Genomic DNA, 21,204 nt, shown 5'->3' on the forward strand with positions numbered 1-21,204 from the left:
CATATCTACACGCGCAGGCTGCATATTACCTAGCGCCGTCCTCACTGGAATGCAAGCCGCTCGTCGGAGCTTAAGGCTTTGAATTGTTTGTTTTTTCAGTTGATGTGTAGCGAGACAATGCCACGAGGAGGGCAACCGCGAGCATCAGGAGGACCATCAGTGCACCGTCGCCCCAGCGGCCATAAGGAGTGGGGCCGCGCGCGGGAGGGATCGCATGATCGATGACGCCTTCCTGCTGCATGTCGAGCGCCGCCAGAACCCGTCCATGGGCATCGATGACCGCTGACACGCCCGTATTGGCGGCTCTGAGCATCGGCAGCCCCTCCTCCACGGCGCGCAGCCGGGCGCTGGCGAGGTGCTGGTAGGGACCACTCGAGAGACCGAACCAGGCGTCGTTGGTCACGTTCAGGAGCCACCGCGGCCGGGCGCCGGGCCCGGTGACCGCGGCCGGAAAGATCACCTCGTAGCAGATGATCGGCGAGAAGGATGGCAGGCGCGGCACATCCAGCGTAGCGCGCGATTCACCGACCTCGAACGAGCCGCGACCGATGAAGCCGGCCACCGGGGCGAGCTGTTTGTGGAACGGAATGTACTCGCCGAGGGGAACGAGGTGGACCTTGTCGTAAGTCGCGACGATCTTGCCGGTGCCGTCAATGACCAGCAGTGAATTCCAGACGCCGTCCTCGCGATTGCGGGTCCCGCGCGCCGCCCCGGTCAGGAGATAGCCGTCCGGGGGGACGGCCGTTGCCATGTATTCGAGCGCCGCCGAGCCCGGTTCGACGATGAAGGGCGGCGCCGTCTCGGGCCAGATCACGGCCGCCAGCCCGTCGAAGCCGGGGCGGCGGCTCATCTCCACGAGTTTGGCCATGTGCTGCGCGCGCAGCTCAGGCCGCCATTTTTCCGCCTGGAGCGTGTTGGGCTGGACGATCCTCACCAGCGGTCCACTCGGCGCCTCGATGGGCGTCATCGCCGCCTGGCCTGCGAAGCCCGCAGCGCCGACGACGATGAGAGCAAGGAGCGACGCCCGCCAGCCGGCCGCCGGCGCGGCCAGGATCATGAAGGTCAGCAGGCCGAGTCCGTAGACGCCGAACAATGCCGCACCCTGCAGAAGCGGTGTGGCGAAGGCCCAGACATGGCCGAGCGGATTCCATGAATAGCCGGTGAAGAGGTGCCCTCGCAGCCATTCCGCGATCGTCCAGGCGATGGCGAGCAGGAGCAGGCGGCAATATCGGCCGCCCGAAGACGGCCAGCGCCGGGCGACCCATTTCGCCGCCCCCGCGGCCATCCCCGGGAAGAAGCCGAGGAGCGCCGCCAATCCGACGACGATCGGTGGGCCAAGCAGCGCGAAATCCGCGGGCGGCACGAAGAAGGCCTCGACGATCCAGTAGGATCCAACGGCGAAATGGCCCGTCCCCCAGGCCCATCCGCGCAACAGGGCGCTCTTCGGCCCGGGCGCGGTGTCCCACAACCAGACGAAGGCCACGATGCCGAGTACGGCCAGCGGCAGCCAGTGCAGCGGCGGCATGGCGAGTGCGGCGAGCGCGCCGGCCAGAAAGGCGACGCCCGCGGCGCGCCAGCTCGTGAGGGTCATCGCATCCGATCGGTTATTTGGCGGCGGGCACCGTCGTCGGCGCCCGGACCCGCAGGCGGCGGATCCGTCTCGGATCGACGTCGAGAATTTCGAACTCGATACCCGACGGATGGCGGACGACCTCGCCTCGCTCGGGAATGCGCCCGAGCAGCGAGAAGATCAGCCCGCCGACTGTGTCGATCTCCCGCCGTTCGTCTTCGGACAGGACCTTGCCGATCTCCTCCTCGAGAAGTTCGATGGGGGTGCGGCCATTGACGTCGATCGTGCCATCGACGCGACGGGCGACGGTCGGGGTCTGCGCGACGTCGTGTTCGTCCTCGATCTCGCCGACGATCTCCTCGACCAGATCCTCGATGGTGAGAAGCCCGTCGGTGCCGCCGAACTCGTCCACCACGAGCGCCATGTGGGTGCGCGAACGGCGCATGTCGAGCAGCATGTCGAGCACCGGCAGGGTCGGCGCCACGAACACGACGCGCCGTAGAATGTCGCGAAGATTGAACTTCTTGGACGTGCCCCAGTAGGCCAGCACGTCCTTGATGTGGATCATGCCGATCACGTCGTCGAGCGACTCGCGGTAGATCGGATAGCGCGAATGCGCCTCGGCCTGGATCAGCCGCACCACCTCGTCGAGCGGCGTGTCGGCGGCGATGCCCACGATGTCGACCCGGGGCACCATGACGTCGGCGACGGTCTTGTCGCGCAGCTTCAGGATGTTGGCCAGCAGGACCCGCTGGTCCTCGCTGATCGGGGTATCGCTCTCGGGCGTCTCCTCGATCAGCTCCTCGATGGCTTCACGAACCGCTTCGTTCTTCTCGCGGCGGCGGAGGCGCCGGAGGATGGCGCGCAGCAAACCGCCGCTCGACGGGACATCGGGAACCGGCGATGTCACCGGGGTGGCGAGAAGCTCAGTCGACGAAGCCGGGCTGAAGCCCGGCCTGGTACTGTGCGCTGTGGAGTCAGGCATGGCTGGTAAGATAGGCTATCGGCCCCGCGTTGCAATCCATGGAAGTTCCCTATGCGTTCCTGCAAGCTGCCTTCCGGAGCGGAAATGCCGGTGCTGGGCCTCGGCACCTGGCGCATGGGCGAGACCGGGCGCCGGCGCGCCGAGGAACTCGATGCTCTGAAGTATGGCCTCGATCTCGGCTATCCGATGATCGACACGGCGGAAATGTACGGTGAAGGCGGCGCCGAGGAGATCGTGGGCGATGCGCTGGCGGGTCGCAGTATCCGGCCGTTCATCGTGAGCAAGGTCTACCCGCACAACGCCTCGCGCGCCGGCACCATCGCCGCCTGCGAGCGCAGCCTCAAGCGTATGCGGCTCGATCGGATCGATCTGTACCTGCTGCACTGGCGCGGCGGCGCGCCGATCGAGGAGACGTTCGAGGCGTTTTACAAGTTGAGGAACGCCGGAAAGATCGGCGATTTCGGCGTCAGCAATTTCGACCTCGACGACATGGAAGATGCCGCCGGTCTCGACAAAGGGCTGACCGGTACCAACCAGGTTCTCTACTGCCTGTCGCGCCGCGGACCGGAGTTCGACCTGCTGCCCTGGATGCGCAAGCGCTCGATCCCGCTGATGGCCTATTCTCCGCTCGACCAGGGCGAATTGCTGCGCAAGGCGCCTCTCCGGAAGATCGCCGACGAGGTCGGCTGCACGCCGGCCCAGCTGGCGCTGGCCTGGCTGTTCGCGCAGCCCGGCGTCGTCACAATTCCGAAGTCATCCACCCGAGAGCGCGTGAAGGAAAATTTCGCGGCCCTCGACGTGAAGCTGCCCCCGAAGATCCTCGCCGACCTCGACCGCGCCTTCCCGCCGCCCAGGACGAAGCAGCCGCTCGAGATGCTCTGAAAACCAGCGACCGTCCTTTTTGATCAGCGGACCGGGAGGCAAATAGCCGGCGGGCAAGTCGTGGGCTGAGCGATCTCTATGTCGGGATTGATCTGCTGACGACCTGTTTGTGCGTTGGTCACGATCTGCTTCCGTTCGTACCCCTGGTTTATCTTGAGGGCATAACCGTCGACATCGGTTTGAAGCGGCAACAATTCTCCGGCCGCCAGCGTCTGGGTGGCAGGCGCAATCTTCTGCAGAAGCGCCTTGCCGTCGATCGGCTCCCACGCGAACGAGTACTGGCCGGGCGCCACATCGAAGATCATTGCCTGGCCCGGGTTCATCGAGCCGATGCGAACCTCGTTCACGGAAAGCCGGATGGAATAGTTGCGCGGCCGATAATTACCATCGCCATCTATCCGTCCGCCGTTGAAGACGATCAAGCGGGCCCTGTCGGCCGGCGGCTTTTCAAGATTGAGCGCCGCCTTCGTCGCCGCAGGGCTGGCCGGCGAAGAGGGCAGGCTGCGGAAAGGATCGCTACAGCCGGAGGTCGCCAAACCGCCAGCGATTGCCGCGACGAGCATCCCGCCCGCACGCAACAAGGACCGTCGAACTTCTCTCATCGTCCGGGTCTGTACGGCTAAAGGCAGAGCGACGGCGGACAATCGGACGGCCTGACGACCATGATATCCTTGGCAATCCGCAACTGAACCTGGCCGCCGTCCTTGGGCGCTAAATTGTAGTTGCGAACGTCCCTGTTCACTTGAGGAATCTTGTAACGCTTGTCGACGAACAGGTCGTTGTCATACCAAGTGCTCAGCAGAAGAAGACCGCCGCCATTCAGATTGCGAACGTTGGGTTCTGCCTTCGAGAGGGAATCCGCTCCCTGTTTGTATTCGATCCAGCGGAATGAATACTGACCGGGCGCAAGATCAAAGACCATCGCTTCCAGGCCGTTCAGGGTGCCGATCTTCGTATCATTCACGTAGATGTCGCCCGCCTTGTAGTGCGGCCCGATATAGGAGCCACCCGTGCCGGTGTAGCGCCAGTTGTCGCCGCTGAAGATGATGACGCGGGCCCGATCGGGCGGCGGTGGCTGCAACAGCGTCGCGGCTTGCGTCAGAGTCGCATCAGCCTGGACCGGTTGAACGCTCTTGGCAGGTGGCCCACAGGCAGCGATCAAAAGGGGAGCAGCGATTGCAGCGAGAATTTTTCCGAGAGCCGTCAGGCTACAATGCATACTCTGCCTTCGCACAATTAAGTGTGCGAAATATCACAAATACAATTCGCAATATCAACAACTACGCATAGGGATCGGCGATCCCGAGTTTCGCCAGGATGCGGCGCTCCAACGCCTCCATGCGCTCGGCGTCGGCCTCGCCCGTCTCGTGGTCGTAGCCCAGCAGATGCAGGGTGCCGTGCACGACGAGATGGGTGAAGTGGTCGGCCGCCGACTTGTGCTGCTCGCGCGCCTCGCGCCACACGGTCTGGCGCGCCAGAACCATGTCGCCCAGGAAGTCGCGTTCCCCGGACGGATAGGAGAGGACGTTGGTGGGCTTGTCCTTCTTGCGGTCCCGCGCATTGAGAGCGCGCACGCCCTTGTCGGCTTCCAAGGCGACGTTGAGCAAACGGCGACCGCGGCGGCGCGCGCCGGCGAAGGCCGCCCGCGCCGCGCGCTTCGCAAGCCGCTCGGCATCCGGCAATGCCTCGGTCCAGCGCTCGTCCAGCACGACGACCGTGCAGCGGAGCGAAGGCTTAGGCTTTGGTTTTCTTGTCGCGGGCATCGTAGGCGTTGACGATGCGGGTCACGAGGTCGTGGCGCACGACATCCTGGGCGGTGAGGCGCACGAAGCGCACGCCTTCGACATCGACCAGCGTCTCGACCGCATCATTGAGGCCCGACTTCTGGTTGTTGGGCAGATCGGTCTGGCTGGGATCGCCGGTTATGACCATGCGCGAGCCTTCGCCGAGACGCGTCAGGAACATGCGCATCTGCATGGGCGTCGTGTTCTGCGCCTCGTCGAGGATGACGTAGCAGTGCGCGAGCGTCCGACCACGCATGAAGGCAAGCGGGGCAATCTCGATCTCGCCGGATTCCATGCGATGGGCGATCTGCTCCGGCGGGATCATGTCGTGCAGCGCGTCGTAGAGCGGCCGCAGGTAAGGATCGATCTTTTCCTTCATGTCGCCGGGCAGGAAGCCCAGCCGCTCGCCGGCCTCGACGGCCGGGCGCGACAGCACGATGCGCTCGACCTTGCCGGCCAGCAGCAGCATGACGCCCATGGCGACCGCGAGATAGGTCTTGCCGCTGCCGGCGGGGCCCAGTGCGAACACCATGTCGCGCTCGCGCAGCGCCGTCAGATAGCCGCGCTGACCGGGCGTGCGCGCCTGGATGGTGCGTTTGCGCGTGCGGATGCTCTCGGCATCGCCGCCTTCGGCGCCGCTGCGCGCGAAGCGCACGGCCGCATCGATGTCGGCACCCTCGATCGTGAGGCCACGCTTCAGCCGCTCGTAGAGGCCGGAGATCGCCTTCTGCGCAATGGCCGCATCGTCGGGCGTGCCGGAGATGGCAAGCTGGTTGCCGCGCGCGCTCAACTGAACGTTGGCGAGCTGCTCGATGCGCACCAGGTTGCGGTCATGATTGCCATACAGAACGGCAAGCAAGGCGTTGTCGTCGAAGGTCATGCGCCGAACGTCGGCGGCGCGCGTACCGGCGACCGGGTCGCTCACGCGGCGACCTCAACCGGACCAACGACGATTTCGCCGGAAAGACTGTTGGCGTAGCCCTCGATCAGGCGGACGTCGACGATGTGGCTGAACAGCCGCGGATTTCCCTGGACGTAGACCGACTGCAGCCACGGCGTCTTGCCCATGATCTGGCCGGGTTTGCGTCCTGACTCGGCGAACAGCACCGGTACGATGGTACCGGCCTTCGACTCGTTGAAGTCGCGCGCCTGTTTCGCGACGAGGGCCTGGAGAGCCGCAAGACGCGCCACCTTGACGTTCTCCGGCACCTGATCGACCAGCGCCGCCCCGGGTGTGCCCGGCCGGCGGCTGTAACGGAAGGCATAGGCCGAGGCGAAGCCCACCTGTTCGATCAGCCGCATCGTGTCGTCGAAATCGGCATCGCTTTCCCCTGGAAAGCCAACGATGAAGTCGGACGACAACGCGAGGTCGGAACGGGCGTTGCGCAGGCGCTCGACGATGCGCAGGTAGAGATCGCGGTCGTGGCGGCGATTCATCGCTTCGAGGATACGGTTCGATCCCGACTGCACCGGCAGGTGCAGGTACGGCATGAGCTGCGGAACATCGCCATGCGCGGCGATGAGGTCGTCGTCCATGTCGCGCGGATGGGAGGTCATGTACCGCAGGCGGGCAAGACCGTCGATCTCGCCGATTGCCCGCACCAGACGCGCGAGCGACCAGGTCGAGCCGTCGGGGCCTTCGCCATGATAGGCATTGACGTTCTGACCGAGCAGCGTGAGTTCGAGCGCGCCCGCTTCGATCAGCTGGCGGGCTTCGGCAAGCACGGCGGCGACCGGCCGCGAATACTCCATACCGCGCGTGTAGGGCACGACGCAGAAGGTGCAGAACTTGTCGCAGCCTTCCTGGATGGAGAGAAACGCGGAGCCCGCCCGAATCCCCTGCGGCGACGGCAGGTGGTCGAACTTGCTCTCGGCGGGAAATTCCGTGTCGAGAACGCCAGCACCCGGCTGCCGCTTCCCGGGATCGACGCCGGCAGCCTTGCGCGCGACCTGCGCCAGCAATTCGGGAAGACGATGATAGGCTTGCGAGCCCACGACGATATCGACCGCCGGCTGGCGCCGGATGATCTCCTCGCCCTCGGCCTGCGCCACGCAGCCGGCCACGGCGATGGTGAGGTCGCGGCCCTCTGCCCGGCGCTCGGTCTTGACGGCGCGCAGACGGCCCAGCTCGGAATAGACCTTTTCGGAGGCGTGCTCGCGGATGTGGCAGGTGTTCAGCACGACCAGATCGGCCTGCTCGGGCCCTTCGGCCAGGGCATAGCCCAGCGGCCGCAGGACGTCGGCCATGCGGTCGGAGTCATAGACATTCATCTGGCAGCCATAGGTGCGGATGAACACGCGCTTGGGCTGCCCGTCGGTGCGGACGTCCTTCATCGGTCTCCGGTGCTGGAACGGCGGGTTTCTATCACCGGTGTCCCCCAGGGTCGAGGGGTGTCAGGACGGGGAGCCGGTCGGCGCCGGCTCGGTCAGGGAAGGCATCAGCTCGGGCCGGCCCGAATTCGCTGCCTGGACGCCGGCGGAGACCTGCCGATAGCAGTATTCCGCGAGCTTCTTACGGTCACCCAGCAGCTCGATGTCGATCGGCGGGAAGAAGGTCACGACCGCCTGCGTCTCGCCGAGGCAGACCATCTGCCAGAGATGCGGCACCAGATCGAGATCACCGAACCAGGCGAACAGCGGCCGCCAGTAGCGGCCGAGCGGAATGCCGTCGAGACGGGTGTAGGAGATCGCCACCGGCTGCACCACGATCGGTCGGTCGTCGCGCCGCAGCTGCGCAACGCCGAACAGGGCGCTGCGGAACGGCAGCACGCGCGTCCCGTCGCTGCTGGTGCCCTCCGGGAACAGCATCAGGTTGTCGCCCGTGTTCAGCCGCTTCATCATCTCGTCGCGGCTGTCGCTGGTCTTGTTCGAGCGCCGCTCGACGAAGATGGTGCGCTGCGCCTTGGCGAGCGTGCTGAAGAAGGGCCAGGTCGCCACCTCGGCCTTGGCCACGAAGCAGCCCGGAATGAGACCGCCCAGGACCTCGATGTCGAGATAGGAGACGTGGTTGCACACGAAGAGCGTCGGCGTGACGGTCGAACGCTCGCCGTTGACCTTCACCTTGATGCCGAGGATCAGGCAGACCGTCCGGTGATACATTACCGGCAGCCAGCGAATGACGGGCGTGATTCGAAAGGCGAGCGCCAGCAGATGGAACGGCAGCATCACCAGCGTGAGCAGCAGATAGCTCAGGAGCCGAAATGCGCCGCGCAAGGGAGAGCCGATCCAGGTCGCGGCCAGCGGAGCCCCGGCCGCGCTACTCACGCATTCCGCGTTCGTAGTGGCGGATGTACTTCTCCGTCACCAACTCGGTCTTCACGATGATGAAGACATCGGTACTGTTGAAGTCGTGGTCGATCACCGCACCGTCGCCGACGAAGCCACCGAGCCGCAGGTAGCCCTTGATCAGCGGCGGGACACGCGCCATCGCCTTGCGCGGGTCGTAGCTGCCGGGTTCGAGCATATCCATCTTCACGTAGCGGTGCGGCTGCGCCCGTACGCGGATCTCCGGCGGTGCGAGATGGTGGTGGTAGAGGTAGGACAGCGCCTGCGCATGCTGCGCCGGATCGGTGCCCGGAATGCTCGCGCAGCCGAACATCACCTGGATATTGTAGTGATAGGCGTAGAGCGCGATGCCGCGCCACAGCATCTGCATGGTCGCGGTGTTGCGCGCATCGCGGGCGATGCAGGAACGGCCGAGTTCCAGGACCTCGCCCGGATAGTCGATCATCTTCTGGATGTCGTACTCGGCCGACGAATAGAACCGGCCCACCTTCGCCGCGGCAGACCTGCGGATCAGGCGATAGGTGCCCACGATGCCTTGCGGCCCTTCGCCGCGACGGCGGTCGAGCACCAGCAGATGGTCGCAAACCTCGTCGAAGGGATCGAAATCGCGGCCGATCGACTTCATCTCAGCGGAGGGCTGAGCCGACATTTCCTCGTAGAAGACGCGGTAACGCAAAGCCTGCGCCGCCTCGATCTCGGCGGCCGTCTGGGCGAGACGAACCTCGAAGTCGCCGGCGACGACCTGCACGATGTCCCGATTCGAGACAGGCGGTCCAAGAAGCTCAGCTTCGCTGTCAACGCGGTCAATGCGCATGTGTCATCCGCAAGGGGGCCGCCCCGATCATGGGCCCATTATCGGGCTGCCGATGGGCTCGTCCACTTATTTTTGGCGGTCGGATTTTCCATCCAGGGGAACGCCGTACAGTTCGAGGCGATGACCGACGAGCCGATATCCGGCCTTCTCGGCGATCCTGCGCTGAAGCTCCTCGATCTCGTCGTTGTGGAACTCCACGACCTTGCCGCTCTGGATGTCGATCAGGTGATCGTGGTGCTCGTCCGGCGTCTCCTCGTAGCGCGCCCGGCCATCGCCGAAATCGTGCTTGGCGAGGATCCCCGCCTCTTCGAACAGCCTCACCGTCCGATACACCGTGGCGATGGAGATGTTTGGATCGATCGCCGTCGCGCGACGATGCACGGCTTCCACGTCGGGATGATCCGACGCATCCGACAGGACGCGCGCGATGACGCGTCGCTGGTCGGTCATTTTGAGGCCGCGCTCTGCGCATAGGAGTTCGAGCTTTGATTTCCTGTCAGGCATGCCGTGCTACCCTACACCGGCCGGCGTTCTCGGTATAGTTGGACATGTCCCTACCCGCTGACCATGACATCGACATTACCGGCGAGGTCTGCCCCATGACCTTCGTACGGACGAAGCTCAGGCTGGAACGCATGAATCCGGGGGAAACCCTCGCGGTTCGCCTGCGTGGCGAGGAGCCGTTGCGAAATGTCCCTCGCGCCGCAAGGGATGAAGGCCACACCGTCCTGGGCATCGAGACCGACGGGGATATCCACATCGTCACCATCCGCCGGCTCTGATCAGGTGAGATTGAGACGCATGACGAGCGCATCGGCGGGCGGACGGTTCCGGCGGGGATAATAGGCGGCGCGACGCCCCACCGACTGGAAGCCCATCGATCCGTAGAGGGCGAGGGCAGCGGGATTATCGGCACCGACTTCGAGAAAAAGCGTACGGGCGCGCTCCGCCTGGATCCTCTCGACGATGGCACCCAGCAATTGGCGGGCAGCGCCACGACGGCGATGGGCGGGATCCACGGCGATGGTGAGCAACTCGGCCTCCCCCGCAACGATCCGGCAGATCGCCATGCCGATGTCGGCACCGGCTTCCATCAGCAGCAAGCCCGCCACCCCCGGCGATGCGAGCAGGCCCGCAATGTCGGCCCGGGACCAGCCACGCTCGCCCATCGGCTCGAACGCCTCGCGATGGAGATTCGACGTCCGGTCGAGGTCGAGGGCGCGCATCGGAACGAGAACGAAGCCCTTGCCCATCACTCCACCGTGCGGCGCGCGCCGTTCGGCAGGGTGATGTTCACGCCGCGCAGATAAAGCGGGCGCGGCAGGCCCTCGGTCCGGTTTCGCGCGGCCCATGCCTCGATGCCGGTTTCGCCGGCCAGCCGTCCAAGCACCACCGGATCCGGCGGTCCCTCCCGCTCGCTCGCGTCGATGCCAGCGGATTGCAGCGTCCTGACGAGCGGCTCGACGTCCTTCCCAACGATAAGGCACCTCTGGCCGGCAAGGCGGGCAGCAAGATTCTCGGCCGTTGTGGCGAAGGGCGCAGGATCGTCGCCGATCGCGCAGAACCAGTCACCGAGCTTGGTGTCGATGGCGGCAACCACCAGCCGGTCGCTCGCGGGCGCCTGCGCCTGCAACACCGCCGTCGTGGCGATCCCGGCCAGGGGCAGCCCCAACCCGACCGCCAGTCCGCGTGCCGCCGACAGACCGACCCGCACACCCGTGAAGCTGCCCGGCCCGATGGTGACCGCAACGAGATCGAGGTCCGCCTTCGACACACGCACCTTGGCCAATGCCGCTGCGATCGCCGGCAGCAGCCGCGCCGCCTGGTCCCGCCCCTCCTCGAACAGGCTCGCCAGGGAAATGCCGTCCCGCACGATTGCGACGCCCTGCCCGCTCACCGCGCAGTCGAAGGCAAGTATGGTGCTCATGCCACTCCTTCACGCAGGACACTGGCGTCTATGGGAACGGCTGGGCATTGTGCTGTCATGAAGCTGGACCTTGTAGCGATCGCGCCGCCCGATTTCGACGTCGACGTCACGCTGGCGTATGCGACGACGGCAAATCTAACGGGACAGCCGATCTATCGAAACGCCGAATGCTGGCTGCATCGCGAGGCGGCCGAGAGGCTGGCGGCTGCGATCGAACTCGCCCGGCCGCTTGGCCTCAGGCTGCGCATCTTCGACGCGCTGCGGCCGGTAGAAGCGCAGTGGGCCTTGTGGAACGTGAACCCTGACCCTGAATTCCTCGCCGATCCCCGCCGCGGCTCGCCGCATTCGCGGGGTGCCGCGGTCGATCTCAGCCTGCTCGACGCGCAAGGCAAGGAACTCGACATGGGAACGGCGTTCGATGCCTTCACGCCGCTGTCGCATCACGGGCGGACGGATATCTCCGTCGAGGCCCAGCGCAACCGCCTGCTGCTGATGGGCCTGATGACGACGGCGGGCTGGGATTTCTATCGCAACGAATGGTGGCACTATCAGCTGTTCGACGCGCGACGTTATCCGCTCGTCGCCAACGCCGATCTGCCGCGGCCGATGATGTAGTCGTGCCGGGCTTCCTCAGAAGCCCGACAGCTTGGCCTTGTCGAAGTCGCGCAGATCGTTCTCTCGCATGATCTGCCGCACGAACTGGACATACTCCTGGCCGCGTTCCGAATACCGAAGCAGCGCGCCGATCAGACGGAAGCCGTCGGGATCCTCCCCGCGCTCGCGCATCGCAGCCCGCTGGTTGCGGAACCCGGCATAGGCGGGATGGGTATTGAGATTGGCGATGTAGGCCTCTGTCGCCTCGCCCACGTCGGTGAACGGTTGGGGCATGCCAGCGCCGGGCTTCCAAGGCACCGAGACACTGTGGCGGCCGACTGACTGGATCTGGCCGTACAGGGCGTTACCGGTGCGAGCCGCGAACGAGGTGCCCCAGCCCGATTCGACGCCGCCCTGCGCGATCGCCATGGAGGGCGGGACGATATCGACGCGACGCGCCAACTCATCGATCTTCTCGACCGGCGCGTCATAGCGTTCGGCGAGGTCCTCCAGCCAGACGCGTTCGATTGCCGTCAGCATCTGCGGCGTAGAGACGAGCTTGTCTCGCAGATAGAGCAGTTGTTCGCGATCCGCGAGCACCCGCTGGTTGACCTCGAGTATCACCGGCAGCAACGCCGTGATGAAGAGCATCTTGCGTTCGCTTCCATCCTTGCTGCCGAGATCGGCAGGCACCCGGTCGACCTTGACCGGCGGCACCGCCTCGCCCTGGCGGATATCGGTCAAGGTATAGGAAACGTCGCGGAAGAAACCGGCGAGTTCATCGGCCGTGCGCGGGCTGATGGCGCGGACCTGAACCTGACGGCGCACCGCGTTGCCCGGCGCCGCAAAGCGACCATGGCCGCCCGCACCCTCGTGCGTCGAACGATAGGCGACGTCGTCGGGCTCGCTCACCTCATGCCGCACGAACATGATTGCGGCGGGTTCCAAGTCGACCATCTGCAGCGGGGCCGGCTCGGCCTCCTGCGCATAGGCGCTCCCGACACCCAGGGAAACATAGGGGACATCCGGCGACGGCAACGGCTTGTAGAAGCCGACGCCCGTCGCAAGGACCGCCGCCCACGCGGCGGGAAAAGCATAGTTGCGCCCACGCTCAATCGCGGGCCGTAACGTCAATCGCATACCACACTCTTCATGATCGTTTGTCGCAAAGACGGCCCATCGCGCGGCCCCATAGGGGCCGCGTGCACCATCCCAACGCGTACGCTTGTGCGAAAACGGCCCTACTGGGCCGCCTGGACTTCCACGACTTCCGGCACGTAGTGCTTCAGAAGATTCTCAATTCCCATTTTCAACGTGGCCGTCGAGCTCGGGCAACCCGAGCAGGAGCCCTGCATGTGCAGGTAGACGATGCCATCGCGAAAATCGTGAAACACGATATCGCCGCCATCCTGGGCCACCGCGGGCCGGACGCGGGTGTCGAGAAGTTCCTTGATCTGGGCGACGACTTCATCGTCGTCGGCCGCAACCGCCGCAGCGGCGTCGCTGTCGGCGATCACCGGATCACCCGACGTGAAATGCTCCATGATGCCGCCGAGGATCGACGGCTTCATGATCTGCCAATCCCGATCGGCCGTCTTGGTGACGGTCACGAAGTCGGAGCCGAAGAACACGCGCTCGACGCCCTCTACCGCGAACAGCCTCTTGGCAAGCGGTGACGGCGTGGCGGCCTCGACGTTGGCGAAATCCGCCGTCCCCTTCTCCATGACCACCCGACCAGGGAGAAACTTCAGGGTCGACGGATTGGGCGTCTGCTCGGTCTGGATAAACAAACCTACCTCCGGTTCGAATGCTTCGGGCCGAAACCCTCGGCATCGCTCAGGCTGGGGATCAGGACGTCTCCATCCCCACTCGATGGCTTCGGACGTAGGAACCGGTTGCAAGCCGATCAAGATGATTCTTGAGTGGCACTGTATAAATGTTATGGAATATCGGAAGATTATTTAATCTTCTCAAGATATTACATTGCGAAATGTCCACCGCAACCCTTTTGCTTCAATTGTACGCAAAGAAGATTTTAAGCGCAGATCGCCGCAGAAGCCCCATCATGTTTTTGCGCGAATCATGAAATCGCGTCGACCTCCGCCTCGGTGAGGACACCGGGAACGATCGTCAAAGGGATCCGAAGCTGTCCTCCCGCCTTGCCGGTGAAGGCGGTTACCAAGGGACCTGGCCCGTCGCTGCCCGAGGCGCTGCCGAGGACGAGGACCGAGATCGAACGGTCTTCGGCGAGGAGCTTCGCGAGTTCGTCCCGGCTCTTGCCTTCGCGGATATAGATCGACGGCGGCTGGCCCGTCATGGAGACCGCCTCATCGGCATACCGGGCCACCGCAGTCTCGGCCTGCTGGCGCGCTTCCTCGCGCATCAGCTCGACCACCGATCCCCACTGCTGACCTTCGGGCGGATCCATGACGTACAACATGGCAACCCGGCCGCCGGTGCGCTTGGCGCGGCGGCAGGCATAGCGAAGGGCGTTGCGCATCTCCGGGCTCTCGTCGACCACGACAAGGAAAACACGCTCGCCGGACTTGAGCTGCTCGTTCATGCCTCTTCCCCCTGTTCTAGAGACGCCGCATGACCGCGCCGCCGAGATATCCGACCAGCAGCGCCATCAGGATGGCCCCCAACCCATACAGGGCGCCCTCGTGCGCCGACCAGCCCGCGAGCTGCGCACTGAAGCCGACCTTGCCGACCGGCAGCGGCCGCGAGATGGCTGCAACGATCTTCCCCTCGCGCAGCAGATAGACCCGGATGTCGTAGACGCCTTCCGGCAGCCGTGACGGAAACGGCAGGTCGACCCGGAACAGGCGGCCAGCCTGGACCGTCACCTGCCCGATGGCCGCAGGGTAAAGCCCCTCCCGTCGTTTCACCTCGACCAGGCCGGCGCGGAAGCGCGCGAGTTCCGCGGCATCGCGCGGCGTCGCCGGCTTCAGACTGGCCAGCCGGTCCTCGAGCGACAGGATCTCACCGCCCGCACCACGCGCCAGCAGGCGCTGCAGCGGCTGGCTGGCGGCGATGGCGTAATAGGCCGGAACATCGTCGAACGCCTGCCGTCCGGTATTGAGCCAGATCCCCATGAACCGCTGCTTGCGCATCACCGTCTCGCGCGCCGGCGGACCGGCCACGACGACCACGATCTCGCCGGGCGGGTCGAACATGCCGAACAGCAGGATGCTCTCACCCTGGAAGGCCGAGGTGATCGACACGCGGGCGAGCGAAAGATCCACGATCAGGTCGGGGGTGGTGGGCTCCGTCGGGACCGAGGGTGGTACGGTCGCGTCAGGGGGACCGCCGATGCCCGGGGTCGCCAAACCGCCCGGCGCCGGCTCCAGACGCGGCCCCTGCGCCAGGACGTCGGTCGCGCCGGCCAGAAGCGCGAAACCGGCGAGCAGGCCGAGCCATCTCACGGCAGCACCTCGCGGGAACCGAGCGAATAGAGCGAGCTCGGCGTACGCAGCAGTTCTGTCAGGAGCTCGGCCGCGACCGCCAGGATCAGCACCGACATCAGCGCCCGCAGCGCGACTCCGGGCAGCTTGGCGGCGATGCGAGCACCGATCGGAGCGCCTACGACGCCGCCCAGGATCAGCAACAGCGCCAGGACGACGTCGACGGTTCCGTTGGTCGCGGCCTGCAGGAAGGTGACGTTGGCCGCGACGAACAGGATCTGGAAGTTCGACGTGCCGATCACTACCGCCGTCGGCATGCCGAGCAGGTAGATCATCGCGGGCACCAGCACGAAGCCGCCGCCCACGCCGAGGATCGCCGACAGCACGCCGATGATGAAGCCCAGCCCGAGCGGCAGCAGGGCGCTGATGTAGAGCTTGGACTTGTAGAAGCGCAGCTTCAGCGGCAGCCGGTGCACCAGATAGTGGCTGTGCAGCTTGCCGCGCGGTCCCTCGGGATTGCGCTTGCGCTTGAAATAGGTGCTCAGGCTCTCCGCCAGCATGAGCAGGCCGATCGTCGACAGCATCACGACGTAGAGCACCGCGATCACGAAATCGATCTGCCCGATGCGCTTCAGGTAGGTGAACAGCCACACGCCGCCCGACGAGCCGAGCATGCCGCCTGCCAGCAGAACCAGCCCCATGCGGAGATCGACATTGCCGCGCCGCCACTGAACCTGCAGCGAGGAGATCGAGTTGGCGACCACCTGATTGGCCTGGCTGGCGACCGCGACGGCCGGCGGGATGCCGACGAAGATCAGCAGCGGCGTGGCGAGAAATCCCCCCCCGACGCCGAACATGCCCGAGAGAAGGCCCGCTGCGGCGCCGAGGCCCAGCAGCAGGAACACGTTCATCGAAAGCTCGGCGATGGGGAGATAGATCTCCACGCGACGCTACTTCAGCAGGATGTTGGTGATCTCGCGCAGCTGCGTGCGCGCGCGCAGCAGATAGAAGCCCTGCGCGAGCAGGTGGTTGGGGATCAGCAGCGCATCGGGATAGCCGTTCCACACCACCCACGGGTCGAGCTGGGCGGCGATGCGGAAAGTGTCGACCGTGCCGTTCCAGGCGGTGGTGAGTTCGCGGTCACGGATGACGTTCTGGAAGTCCACGCCGAGATCGCGCAGCAGCAGGTAGTAGACGTAGAGGCGGCCCTTGTTGAAGTAGAAGATGTCGTCGCACCTCGAGTCGAAGAGGTCGCCGGCCTTCTCGATGACATGCTGGTCGATGGCCGCCGAATCCGAGCCGAGATCGTTGGCGATGCGGTCGAGCAGTGCCTGCAGATTGTCGGCCCGCCGCTCGAACACCGCCTGTCCCGTTCCCAGGCGCTTGTTGTAGGCCATCAGCCTGTCGCGGCCGGCGCGGTACTTCTGGGCCGAAGTCGTGGAGGGCAGCAACGACACGCTGGGCTGCCACAGCCAGATGTTGGGCTGTTCGTTCAGGAAGCCGCGCGCCTGCTCGAGGTCGCGGTCGGTCTGGCTCGAGCCGCGCGTACGGCCGAGCTGGTCCATCAGCTCCGTGCTGAAGCGGCCCAGCGCCGACATGATGCCGCGCTGGAAGTTGGGCATGTTGTCGAGCAGCCCCGCCGGCGTGAGGAACGGCATCATCGGCGTCCAGGTGTGGACGTCGACCTCGCGGGTGACGAGGTCGGCCGCGGTGGCGACGGCCTTGCTTTCGCCTGGTGCAACGCTGCGCGCCGCGAACTGCGGATCGTCGTCGATATCCTCCGTCACCAGCGCGCCGACCGGATAGTAGAGGATGAGCAGTGCGAGGACGATGCGCCATGTCCACTTCCAGACGGTGCGACCGCCTGACGAGGGGGCGGACGGCGAACGACCCGGGCGCCATCCCCGCACGCGATCCCAGCTTCGCCGCCACCAGGCAGGCTTGGCTGAGGAAGGTGCGCTGTAGTCCGGTTCGAATGTCATGGCACACCTTACCATTCGCCTCGTGACGAAACAGGGGCGCAGCCTGCTAGAGTGTGCGGAATGTTTTCAATGGAGTGGGTGGAATGGCTCTCGATCCGGAATCCCAGCGGCTGATCGACCTCATGGCGGCGGCAGACCGCCCGGCCTGGAACACGCTGAGCCCGCAAGCCGCCCGCGATCTCTATCTTTCCCTGCGCCCCGGCGCCCAGGGCCCCCGCCCCGCCGACGTGACGGTCGCGGATCGCACCATCCCCGGCCCGGCGGGAGAGCTGCCCGTCCGGATCTATCGCCCGGCATCGGCCGCCGCCGACGCCCTGCTGCCGGCGCTGGTCTATGCGCATGGCGGCGGCTGGGTGTTCGGCAATCTCGACAGCCATGACGTGCTCTGCGCCCAGCTCGCTCTGGAAGCCGGCATCGCGGTGATACACGTCGATTATCGCCTGGCGCCCGAGGCCCGCTTTCCCGGCGCCTTCGACGATGTCGTGGCAGCGTTGCAATGGGTGGCCGCTCACGGCGCCTCGGTCGGCATCGACCCGGCACGCCTCGCCATCGGGGGCGACAGTGCCGGCGGCAACCTCGCCGCCGCGGTCTCGATCTGGGCGCGCGACAATGCCGGGCCGAAGCTCCTGATGCAGCTTCTCGCCTACCCGGTGACCGATGCCGTCGCCCGTGCCGAATCCTACCGGCATTTCGAGGACGGCTACGGGCTGAACGCCGCCACCATGGAATGGTTCTTCGACCATTACACGCCCGACAAACCGAGCCGCGGCGACTGGCGCGTCTCGCCGCTGCGCGCCGCCTCGCTGGCCGGCCTGCCGCCGGCCCTGGTCGTCACGGCCGGCTACGATCCGCTGCGCGACGAAGGCCGCGCCTATGCCTGGCGCCTGCAGCAGGAAGGCACGCAGGCCGACCTGGTCGAGTTCGGCGGCATGCTGCACGGGTTCCTGAGCTCGCCGATGCTGCTGCACGGCGCCCGGCGCGGCACGACGCTCTGCGCTGCCGCCCTGCGCGAGGCGCTGGTGCTGCGCGCCCAGTGACGACGAGAGCATGACCGCCGCCGCCTCTCGCGGCGCCGCGCCGGTCGGCATGGCGCTGCCGGGGCTGGTGATCGCCGTCTGCATGATCGGCGACACGCTGCTCTATGCGGTGCTGCCGCTCTACCATGAACAGTTCGGCCTCTCGCTGGCGATGGTCGGCGTGCTGCTGTCGCTCAACCGCTGGATCCGCCTGCTCGCGAATTCGGGTGTCGCCCATCTCGGAGAGCGCATCGGCCCGCACGCGTTGATGATTGCGGCAGCCGTCGGTTCGGCCGTCTCGACGACCGTCTATGGCCTGATCGAAGACCCGACGGCGCAGGTGCTGGCGCGCATCCTCTGGGGCATCTCCTACGCGTCGCTCAATCTCGCCACGCTCGCTTACGCCGTGAGCGACCGCGCCAATGCCGGAAAACGGGTGGGCACGAGCCGCGCCGCCATCGGTCTCGTCCAGGCGATGTCGCTGGTCGGCGGCGCCTGGATCGTGCTCGAACTCGGCGCGCGCTCGGTGTTCCTGATCTACGGCGCTCTCACCCTGATCGCGCTTGGCGCCGCGATCCTCCTGCCACGCCTGCCGCCCGAACCGGTTGCGAAGAAGGGCCTCAAGCTGCCGATCCCCCATCGCCTGGAGGTGTGGGGATTCGTCATGGGCTTCGCGGGCGACGGCGTCTTCCTGCTGACGCTCGCCTTCCTGATGAAGGATTCGATCACCTCCGTCGCACCCGTGATGGCGACGGCGATGCTGCTGGCCCTGCGCTGGCTGGTCGAGGTCACGACCGGGCCGATCGGCGGCTGGATCGGCGACCGTTTCGGCGCGCGGCGCATCGCCATCGCGAATGCAGCGCTTCTGGTCGGCGGCTTCGTGCTGATCGCGGCCGACCATGAGCTTCTGGGCGCCCTGATGATCGTGACGACGCGGGGCATGTTCAACACGCTGATCCCCGTTCTGGTGATCGAGCGCGGCCACGGCACCGTCCTTTCCAGCCAGGCGAGCTATTCGACCTGGCGCGACTTCGGTGCCGCCGTGGGGCCGCTGACCGCCCCGTGGCTGTTCCTCACCGTGCCGCAGGCGCCGCTTTACGCGGCCCTTGCGCTGGCTCTCGGCCTGAGCGGCTATTTCTGCCTCGTGAGGCGCTGAAAGGTCCCGATCTATTTCTAATATGCTTGCATGTGGAAAGATATCGGCCTATATCGCGCCGATGACCAGCCCTTCCTTCTCCGCCACCCTGAACCTGCTCCGCGCCACCGCGCGCCTCGAAGAGCGCTTTGCCGGCGAACTCGGCTCCGTGCACGGGCTCGCCCTCAAGGAGGTGCTGCTGCTGATGCACCTTGAACGGGCCCCCCTGAAGCGACTGAGCCGCGTCGACCTCGCCAAGCGGCTGCATGTCAGCCCCTCGACCGTGACCCGCATGACCAGTCCGCTCGAGAAGCTGGGTTGTGTGGGCCGCGAAGCCGATCCGCGCGACGCCCGCCTCGCCTATGTCGTGCTGACCGAGGCCGGCCAGCGGCTGGTCGGCGAGGCGCGGGCGACGCTGGAGCGCATGGCCGCCGACCTGTTCCGCGACCGTTGGGCAAAGGCGGAGATCACGACCCTGGCCGATTTGCTGGGGCGGCTCACCGCCGGCCAGCCGGGAGACCTCGCATGATGCATCTCATCTGCGGCTCGACCGGCGCCGGAAAGACCACTTATGCGAACGAGCTGCGCCAGCAGCTGGGGGCGCTGCATCTGTCGATCGACGACTGGATGGTGACGCTGTTCGCGGCCGACATGCCTCCGCAGGGCAGCTGGCCCTGGATCGAGGAGCGCCTGCTGCGCTGCGAGCGGCAGATCCTCGTGACCGCGCTGCAGGCCGCCCGCATGACCGTACCCTCGATCCTCGACCTCGGCCTTCAGCGCGTCGATCAGCGCCGACGTGTTGCGGAACGGGCGGCGGCGGCCGGACTCCGCGTCCAATTGCATTTCCTCGATGTCGATGCCGACGAACGCTGGCGCCGCGTGGAACAACGCAACGAGCAGCAGGGCGACACCTTCCGCCTGAAGGTCACGCGCCCGATGTTCGATTTCATCGAGACGATCTGGCAGCCGCCGACCGACGATGAAATGTCAGTCCTCGACGGTGTACGCATCGCGGCCTAGCGGAACACGTCCTTGCGGTGACGCACCTCGGCGAACACCGAGACGGGATCGCTGCCGGCGAGGCCGACCGCGGCCTGGACAGCCGGCACATCGACGCGCAGGAACGGATTGGTGGCCTTTTCCTCGCCGAGCAGCGACGGCACGGTGGCCTCGCCTCGGGCGCGCGCGGCATCGATGGCGGACGAACGCTCGATCAAAGCCTTGTTCGACTGCTCGATCGTCACGGCGAAGCGGGCGTTCGATTGCGTGTATTCATGCGCACAATAGACGCGCATCTCGTCGGGCAGGGCGCGCAGCCGGCTGAGCGACGTCCAGAACTGCTGCGGCGTGCCTTCGAACATGCGCCCGCACCCGAGCGCGAACAGCGTGTCGCCGCAGAACAACGCCTTCTGGTCGCGGAAGGCATAGGCGATGTGGCCGCTGGTGTGGCCCGGCACGAAGAAGATCTCCGCCTCGGCCTCGCCGAACCGGTAACGGTCGCCGTCGTCCACTTCGACGTCGATGCCGGGGATGCGCGCACGGTCCTGGCGCAGGCCGACGATGGTACAGCCGGTCGCCTTTTTGATCTCGAGGTTGCCGCCCACGTGATCGCCGTGGTGGTGGGTGTTCAGGATGTGGGTGATCTTCCAGCGGCGCTTTTCCGCCTCCGCAAGCACGGGGGCTGCCACGGCCGGATCGACGACGGCCACGGCACCGCTCTGCGGCTCCCGCATCAACCACACGTAATTGTCATTCAGGACCGGAATACGGACAATGTCTAGCGTTGTGCTCATGATGCAAGGCTAGCAGAGCTGACTTGCGCCGGC

Annotated in this window: 26 protein-coding genes; 7 read left to right on the forward strand and 19 right to left on the reverse strand. The window is 66.0% G+C overall.

Annotated elements, in window-relative coordinates; genetic code table 11:
• Positions 1-70: 70 nt before the first annotated feature.
• Complete coding sequence (lnt, locus tag ACT6UX_RS00515; protein ID WP_444773180.1) at positions 71-1,591, reverse strand: apolipoprotein N-acyltransferase; 1,521 nt, start codon at positions 1,589-1,591, stop codon at positions 71-73.
• Positions 1,592-1,604: 13 nt separating this feature from the next.
• Positions 1,605-2,480, reverse strand: a complete 876-nt coding sequence (locus ACT6UX_RS00520) for a hemolysin family protein (RefSeq protein WP_444773181.1) — start codon at positions 2,478-2,480, stop codon at positions 1,605-1,607.
• 126 nt (positions 2,481-2,606) lie between these two features.
• Between ACT6UX_RS00520 and ACT6UX_RS00525 the strand changes: the two genes are divergently transcribed.
• On the forward strand, positions 2,607-3,437 hold the full coding sequence (locus ACT6UX_RS00525; protein ID WP_444773182.1) for an aldo/keto reductase: 831 nt from the start codon (positions 2,607-2,609) through the stop codon (positions 3,435-3,437).
• A gap of 23 nt (positions 3,438-3,460) precedes the next feature.
• On the opposite strand, the gene ACT6UX_RS00530 is transcribed toward ACT6UX_RS00525, so the two are convergent.
• The 8 genes from ACT6UX_RS00530 to ACT6UX_RS00565 form a co-directional block, all read right to left on the reverse strand.
• Positions 3,461-4,018, reverse strand: a complete 558-nt coding sequence (locus tag ACT6UX_RS00530; RefSeq protein ID WP_444773183.1) for a hypothetical protein — start codon at positions 4,016-4,018, stop codon at positions 3,461-3,463.
• 38 nt (positions 4,019-4,056) lie between these two features.
• Positions 4,057-4,656: a hypothetical protein gene (locus tag ACT6UX_RS00535; RefSeq protein ID WP_444773184.1), complete on the reverse strand. Its 600-nt coding sequence runs from the start codon at positions 4,654-4,656 to the stop codon at positions 4,057-4,059.
• A 61-nt stretch (positions 4,657-4,717) separates the two neighbouring features.
• On the reverse strand, positions 4,718-5,146 hold the full coding sequence (gene ybeY, locus ACT6UX_RS00540; protein WP_444773185.1) for an rRNA maturation RNase YbeY: 429 nt from the start codon (positions 5,144-5,146) through the stop codon (positions 4,718-4,720).
• Positions 5,147-5,171: 25 nt separating this feature from the next.
• Positions 5,172-6,101, reverse strand: a complete 930-nt coding sequence (locus ACT6UX_RS00545; RefSeq protein ID WP_444773675.1) for a PhoH family protein — start codon at positions 6,099-6,101, stop codon at positions 5,172-5,174.
• A 41-nt stretch (positions 6,102-6,142) separates the two neighbouring features.
• The gene (miaB, locus tag ACT6UX_RS00550; RefSeq protein ID WP_444773186.1) at positions 6,143-7,555 is read right to left on the reverse strand and encodes a tRNA (N6-isopentenyl adenosine(37)-C2)-methylthiotransferase MiaB; all 1,413 of its coding nucleotides are present in this window, start codon (positions 7,553-7,555) and stop codon (positions 6,143-6,145) included.
• Between the two features lie 60 nt (positions 7,556-7,615).
• Entirely contained in the window at positions 7,616-8,485 is an 870-nt protein-coding gene (locus tag ACT6UX_RS00555) for a lysophospholipid acyltransferase family protein (RefSeq protein ID WP_444773187.1), read from the reverse strand.
• Positions 8,478-9,254, reverse strand: a complete 777-nt coding sequence (locus ACT6UX_RS00560) for a GNAT family N-acetyltransferase (RefSeq protein ID WP_444773188.1) — start codon at positions 9,252-9,254, stop codon at positions 8,478-8,480. The genes ACT6UX_RS00555 and ACT6UX_RS00560 overlap by 8 nt, the downstream gene beginning before the upstream one ends.
• Positions 9,255-9,386: 132 nt before the next feature.
• A complete protein-coding gene (locus ACT6UX_RS00565; protein ID WP_444773189.1) occupies positions 9,387-9,824 on the reverse strand; it encodes a Fur family transcriptional regulator in 438 nt (145 codons plus the stop codon).
• Between the two features lie 44 nt (positions 9,825-9,868).
• Between ACT6UX_RS00565 and ACT6UX_RS00570 the strand changes: the two genes are divergently transcribed.
• On the forward strand, positions 9,869-10,102 hold the full coding sequence (locus ACT6UX_RS00570; protein WP_444773190.1) for a sulfurtransferase TusA family protein: 234 nt from the start codon (positions 9,869-9,871) through the stop codon (positions 10,100-10,102).
• On the opposite strand, the gene ACT6UX_RS00575 is transcribed toward ACT6UX_RS00570, so the two are convergent.
• On the reverse strand, positions 10,103-10,573 hold the full coding sequence (locus ACT6UX_RS00575; RefSeq protein ID WP_444773191.1) for a GNAT family N-acetyltransferase: 471 nt from the start codon (positions 10,571-10,573) through the stop codon (positions 10,103-10,105). It lies immediately after the preceding gene.
• Entirely contained in the window at positions 10,573-11,247 is a 675-nt protein-coding gene (gene tsaB / locus ACT6UX_RS00580) for a tRNA (adenosine(37)-N6)-threonylcarbamoyltransferase complex dimerization subunit type 1 TsaB (RefSeq protein WP_444773192.1), read from the reverse strand. The genes ACT6UX_RS00575 and tsaB overlap by 1 nt, the downstream gene beginning before the upstream one ends.
• Before the next feature lie 57 nt (positions 11,248-11,304).
• On the opposite strand from tsaB, the gene ddpX reads away from it, so the two are divergent.
• Positions 11,305-11,862 carry a D-alanyl-D-alanine dipeptidase gene (gene ddpX, locus ACT6UX_RS00585; RefSeq protein WP_444773193.1) on the forward strand — a complete coding sequence of 186 codons (558 nt, stop codon included), beginning with the start codon at positions 11,305-11,307 and terminating at the stop codon, positions 11,860-11,862.
• A 15-nt stretch (positions 11,863-11,877) separates the two neighbouring features.
• On the opposite strand, the gene ACT6UX_RS00590 is transcribed toward ddpX, so the two are convergent.
• The 6 genes from ACT6UX_RS00590 to ACT6UX_RS00615 all read right to left on the reverse strand — a co-directional run bounded on the left by ACT6UX_RS00590 (position 11,878) and on the right by ACT6UX_RS00615 (position 17,227).
• The gene (locus ACT6UX_RS00590; RefSeq protein WP_444773194.1) at positions 11,878-12,981 is read right to left on the reverse strand and encodes a glucosaminidase domain-containing protein; all 1,104 of its coding nucleotides are present in this window, start codon (positions 12,979-12,981) and stop codon (positions 11,878-11,880) included.
• 101 nt (positions 12,982-13,082) lie between these two features.
• Positions 13,083-13,631, reverse strand: a complete 549-nt coding sequence (locus ACT6UX_RS00595; RefSeq protein WP_444773195.1) for a NifU family protein — start codon at positions 13,629-13,631, stop codon at positions 13,083-13,085.
• Between the two features lie 290 nt (positions 13,632-13,921).
• Positions 13,922-14,404, reverse strand: coding sequence for a universal stress protein (locus ACT6UX_RS00600; RefSeq protein ID WP_444773196.1), 483 nt, complete (start codon positions 14,402-14,404; stop codon positions 13,922-13,924).
• Positions 14,405-14,420: 16 nt separating this feature from the next.
• Positions 14,421-15,266, reverse strand: coding sequence for a TIGR02186 family protein (locus ACT6UX_RS00605; RefSeq protein WP_444773197.1), 846 nt, complete (start codon positions 15,264-15,266; stop codon positions 14,421-14,423).
• The gene (locus ACT6UX_RS00610; protein ID WP_444773198.1) at positions 15,263-16,189 is read right to left on the reverse strand and encodes a sulfite exporter TauE/SafE family protein; all 927 of its coding nucleotides are present in this window, start codon (positions 16,187-16,189) and stop codon (positions 15,263-15,265) included. The genes ACT6UX_RS00605 and ACT6UX_RS00610 overlap by 4 nt, the downstream gene beginning before the upstream one ends.
• Positions 16,190-16,195: 6 nt before the next feature.
• Entirely contained in the window at positions 16,196-17,227 is a 1,032-nt protein-coding gene (locus ACT6UX_RS00615) for a DUF2333 family protein (protein ID WP_444773199.1), read from the reverse strand.
• A gap of 83 nt (positions 17,228-17,310) precedes the next feature.
• On the opposite strand from ACT6UX_RS00615, the gene ACT6UX_RS00620 reads away from it, so the two are divergent.
• The 4 genes from ACT6UX_RS00620 (at position 17,311) to ACT6UX_RS00635 (ending at position 20,398) form a co-directional block, all read left to right on the forward strand.
• Positions 17,311-18,264: an alpha/beta hydrolase gene (locus ACT6UX_RS00620; RefSeq protein ID WP_444773200.1), complete on the forward strand. Its 954-nt coding sequence runs from the start codon at positions 17,311-17,313 to the stop codon at positions 18,262-18,264.
• Positions 18,265-18,274: 10 nt separating this feature from the next.
• Positions 18,275-19,399: an MFS transporter gene (locus ACT6UX_RS00625; RefSeq protein WP_444773201.1), complete on the forward strand. Its 1,125-nt coding sequence runs from the start codon at positions 18,275-18,277 to the stop codon at positions 19,397-19,399.
• Positions 19,400-19,460: 61 nt separating this feature from the next.
• Positions 19,461-19,907 (forward strand): MarR family winged helix-turn-helix transcriptional regulator, encoded by a 447-nt coding sequence (locus tag ACT6UX_RS00630; RefSeq protein ID WP_444773202.1) that lies wholly within the window; start codon positions 19,461-19,463, stop codon positions 19,905-19,907.
• Positions 19,904-20,398 (forward strand): AAA family ATPase, encoded by a 495-nt coding sequence (locus ACT6UX_RS00635; protein ID WP_444773203.1) that lies wholly within the window; start codon positions 19,904-19,906, stop codon positions 20,396-20,398. Before ACT6UX_RS00630 ends, ACT6UX_RS00635 begins: the two co-directional genes overlap by 4 nt.
• On the opposite strand, the gene gloB is transcribed toward ACT6UX_RS00635, so the two are convergent.
• Entirely contained in the window at positions 20,395-21,171 is a 777-nt protein-coding gene (gene gloB, locus ACT6UX_RS00640; RefSeq protein ID WP_444773204.1) for a hydroxyacylglutathione hydrolase, read from the reverse strand. The two genes, ACT6UX_RS00635 and gloB, sit on opposite strands and share 4 nt — an antisense overlap.
• Positions 21,172-21,204 lie beyond the last annotated feature (33 nt).

The organism is Reyranella sp. (assembly GCF_052439685.1).
GTDB lineage: Bacteria > Pseudomonadota > Alphaproteobacteria > Reyranellales > Reyranellaceae > Reyranella.

Excerpts from the sequence above, each read along its gene's own strand:
- lnt (WP_444773180.1), bottom strand. The coding sequence starts at position 1,591 with ATGACCCTCACGAGCTGGCGCGCCGCGGGCGTCGCCTTTCTGGCCGGC.
- ACT6UX_RS00525 (WP_444773182.1), top strand. The coding sequence starts at position 2,607 with ATGCGTTCCTGCAAGCTGCCTTCCGGAGCGGAAATGCCGGTGCTGGGC.
- ACT6UX_RS00535 (WP_444773184.1), bottom strand. The coding sequence starts at position 4,656 with ATGCATTGTAGCCTGACGGCTCTCGGAAAAATTCTCGCTGCAATCGCT.
- ACT6UX_RS00545 (WP_444773675.1), bottom strand. The coding sequence starts at position 6,101 with ATGACCTTCGACGACAACGCCTTGCTTGCCGTTCTGTATGGCAATCAT.
- miaB (WP_444773186.1), bottom strand. The coding sequence starts at position 7,555 with ATGAAGGACGTCCGCACCGACGGGCAGCCCAAGCGCGTGTTCATCCGC.
- ACT6UX_RS00565 (WP_444773189.1), bottom strand. The coding sequence starts at position 9,824 with ATGCCTGACAGGAAATCAAAGCTCGAACTCCTATGCGCAGAGCGCGGC.
- ACT6UX_RS00570 (WP_444773190.1), top strand. The coding sequence starts at position 9,869 with ATGTCCCTACCCGCTGACCATGACATCGACATTACCGGCGAGGTCTGC.
- ACT6UX_RS00575 (WP_444773191.1), bottom strand. The coding sequence starts at position 10,573 with ATGGGCAAGGGCTTCGTTCTCGTTCCGATGCGCGCCCTCGACCTCGAC.
- tsaB (WP_444773192.1), bottom strand. The coding sequence starts at position 11,247 with ATGAGCACCATACTTGCCTTCGACTGCGCGGTGAGCGGGCAGGGCGTC.
- ddpX (WP_444773193.1), top strand. The coding sequence starts at position 11,305 with ATGAAGCTGGACCTTGTAGCGATCGCGCCGCCCGATTTCGACGTCGAC.
- ACT6UX_RS00590 (WP_444773194.1), bottom strand. The coding sequence starts at position 12,981 with ATGCGATTGACGTTACGGCCCGCGATTGAGCGTGGGCGCAACTATGCT.
- ACT6UX_RS00600 (WP_444773196.1), bottom strand. The coding sequence starts at position 14,404 with ATGAACGAGCAGCTCAAGTCCGGCGAGCGTGTTTTCCTTGTCGTGGTC.
- ACT6UX_RS00615 (WP_444773199.1), bottom strand. The coding sequence starts at position 17,227 with ATGACATTCGAACCGGACTACAGCGCACCTTCCTCAGCCAAGCCTGCC.
- ACT6UX_RS00620 (WP_444773200.1), top strand. The coding sequence starts at position 17,311 with ATGGCTCTCGATCCGGAATCCCAGCGGCTGATCGACCTCATGGCGGCG.
- ACT6UX_RS00625 (WP_444773201.1), top strand. The coding sequence starts at position 18,275 with ATGACCGCCGCCGCCTCTCGCGGCGCCGCGCCGGTCGGCATGGCGCTG.
- ACT6UX_RS00630 (WP_444773202.1), top strand. The coding sequence starts at position 19,461 with ATGACCAGCCCTTCCTTCTCCGCCACCCTGAACCTGCTCCGCGCCACC.
- ACT6UX_RS00635 (WP_444773203.1), top strand. The coding sequence starts at position 19,904 with ATGATGCATCTCATCTGCGGCTCGACCGGCGCCGGAAAGACCACTTAT.
- gloB (WP_444773204.1), bottom strand. The coding sequence starts at position 21,171 with ATGAGCACAACGCTAGACATTGTCCGTATTCCGGTCCTGAATGACAAT.